General features: G+C 61.2%; 3 protein-coding genes. All 3 read left to right on the plus strand.

Annotated elements, in window-relative coordinates; genetic code table 11:
- The first annotated feature begins 412 nt into the window (after positions 1-412).
- Positions 413-628 carry a hypothetical protein gene (locus ATN38_RS00220; RefSeq protein ID WP_003941254.1) on the plus strand — a complete coding sequence of 72 codons (216 nt, stop codon included), beginning with the start codon at positions 413-415 and terminating at the stop codon, positions 626-628.
- A complete protein-coding gene (locus tag ATN38_RS00225; protein ID WP_003941269.1) occupies positions 629-931 on the plus strand; it encodes a type II toxin-antitoxin system PemK/MazF family toxin in 303 nt (100 codons plus the stop codon).
- A gap of 28 nt (positions 932-959) precedes the next feature.
- Positions 960-2640: hypothetical protein (locus ATN38_RS00230; protein ID WP_256931488.1), on the plus strand; the 1681-nt coding region annotated here is incomplete at its 3' end.

The raw sequence follows: 2640 nt of genomic DNA on the forward strand, positions 1-2640 counted from the left end.
CAGGCACGATGGATAACGAGGTGGAAGCCCGCTCTGAACGCGTTTGCGATCACGTTCGCCGATCGTTGGCCAGGATCTGAAACTTACTGATGGAAATCCGCCGAAACACCGTTAAAGAGATAGACCCCCGGCACCGAAGAATTGCCCACCGTGTTCGCGGATTTCCTCTCCGATGCGCACCACCTGGCCGACGCGTTGGGCGTCGATTGGGAAGAAGCCACATGCAATGGGGAGGGGCATTACACCGCCGAGTTGTACGGCGCCGAGTAATCGGGGCACTGACGGTCGGACAATCCACGGACGTTCGGCCGGCAGTCCCCGGCACCGGGAGTCTCAGGGGCGGTGGTTGCAAGGAGATGAATGGATGTGGGACTGGTACCGGTTTACATCCCAATTCGGTATCATGATGGTTATGAGTACGCAGATCGCGGTACGGCTACCCGAGGACATCGTGGCGTTTCTCGACAGTGAGGTCAGCGGTGGGCGTGCGAAAAGCCGTGCTCAAGTCGTGCTTCGAGCGTTGGAGCGTGAGCAGCGTCGACAGTTGGCGGTCCGCGACGTGGAGATCCTGTCTGACGGCGCGGGTAGCGATGTGAATATCGCTGCCGCGCACGGGAAGAAGAACTGAGTGCGCCCGATCCACGAGGCGCAACTCGGAGATCTTTGTCCGGTGTTGGTCCTGACGAGGGAATTGGTTCGGCCCCACCTGGGGACGGTCACTGTTGCCCCCATTCGTTCGAAGGGGCGGGGGTTGTCGACCGAACTGAGTTTAGGTGAAGGCAACGGCGTCGAGGACGGATCTGTTGCCGACTGCGACGGGGTGACGACCATCCCCGTGTCGGCACTCGGTGCGAACCGAGGATTTCTCCTGCCGGCTCAGGAAGTGTTGTTGAGCAGGGCGCTGCGATCAGCATTCGATCTCGAATCATGAGGAAATCAGCAGCGAGGATGGGGGAGAGATGGTGGTGAAGAAGTGGGAGCAGATTCCCCTGTTCGACCTCGATCCTCCTCCGGTGCCCGAAGTTCATGGCGAAGGTTCTGAGCTCGATTCTGAACCAGCTCTCTTCGGGATCGAAGACGCCACGGCGCCGGATCCCGATGCTGACGTGATGGATGCCCGTGCGCCGATTGCGGAGGATCGTGTCGCCGCGGAACCAGAGGTCGAACCAGTGGCAGGCGAAAGCGCCCCCATAGCGCGGCAAGGTACGGACTCGTCACGGTCTTCGGATTACAACACGGAAACAGTTGTGCCCCAAAGCGAGCTCACTGCTGAGGTGGATTCGGAACCCACCGAGGCATCTGAACTCGACGCAACCGAATCGGGCACCCTTCCTCCCGCCAGCGAGGCAGCAGACGGCCACGCCGTCATTGTCACAGCAGCCGGCACCTACACACCGTCTGGCCACACACTCACCGGCCCAGTCGATTCCATCGAAAAACTCGACAAACTCATCAGATGGGCAACGCTCACCCCGCTGGGCGCACCGGCACAGATCTGGATAGTCGGAATCGAAGCTTGCGAAATGCTCGGATGGATCATCGACCCAGGCAGCGAAGACGATGTCGACGACATGGAAATCCTCCGCACCCGCGCTGCCGAAGAACTCACCGCGATCCTCCACGCCACGCTGACCCCCATGCTGACCGCAGGATGGGAACTGCGCGGAGAACCCGGCCACGTCGTTCACCTCTCCCGCACCACCGGGAACTTCACATCCATGGTCGACATTTTCATCGAACCCTATGTATGGACCTACTGGAACAAAGACTTCGGATGGGGCAATCGCGTGGGAGACATGGGAATTCTCGGATCACCCACCGCCGGAACCTACCTCCCCGACGACGACCTCCCCGCTGCGCAGGAACTGGGACGCCGACTCGCCTGGTGCGCACAACACCTCGGCGTGCTACCCGGCCCCACCCCCGCACGCACCGGCGCCGCCATCGTCGACAAGATCAAACGCGACCGCACCCGCAGCGGTAAAGGAATCGTCGTCACTGTCGGTGGACCGGTCCCACCGCTGGACGGCGAACCCCGCGGAGATCTCGAACCTGCCGCCGGTTGGACACGCATCCCGGACCTCGAAGAAGTCTCCGACGCAACACAACTGGTATCGATAGACCAACGAGCGGCGTACCTCGCTTCCGCTGGCATGCTCGAATTCGGCTACGGAAAACCTCGACATCTTCGCGGCGAGAACGCGCTCGACGCTGCGCGGCAATCGAAAACCCCGTTTGGGCTCTGGCGTGTAACCCTCCCACCGGGTGACATGCTGGCGCTCCCACCCGCTCTACCGTTGCCTCACCCACACATGCTCGCCGACCAACCTGTGCAGACCTGGATCACCACCGTCAGCCTCGATGCACTTCAAACGTCCATCGCCGATGGCGGAATCGGCGCAGAACTCGACGACCTCGACATCGCAGAAGCATGGGTCTACCCCGAACAGGGACGGGCCCTCGACAAGTGGGCGAAATTCTTGCGAGAAGCCCGCAAAGTTGCCGTCGACACAGGCGACACAGCAATGAAACGGTTCATCGGCGCCTGCTACAAGGGTTACATCGGCCGAATGGTCAACCCCGACATGTGGACCGCCAAACAAATGCAACACCACCACCAACCGCTCTGGCGAGCAGCGA

This window comes from Rhodococcus sp. FH8, from assembly GCF_019266085.1.
Taxonomy (GTDB): domain Bacteria; phylum Actinomycetota; class Actinomycetes; order Mycobacteriales; family Mycobacteriaceae; genus Rhodococcus_F; species Rhodococcus_F qingshengii.

Bases quoted from the DNA above. Each gene is read 5' to 3' on its own strand.
- ATN38_RS00220 (WP_003941254.1), top strand. From the start codon at position 413: ATGAGTACGCAGATCGCGGTACGGCTACCCGAGGACATCGTGGCGTTT.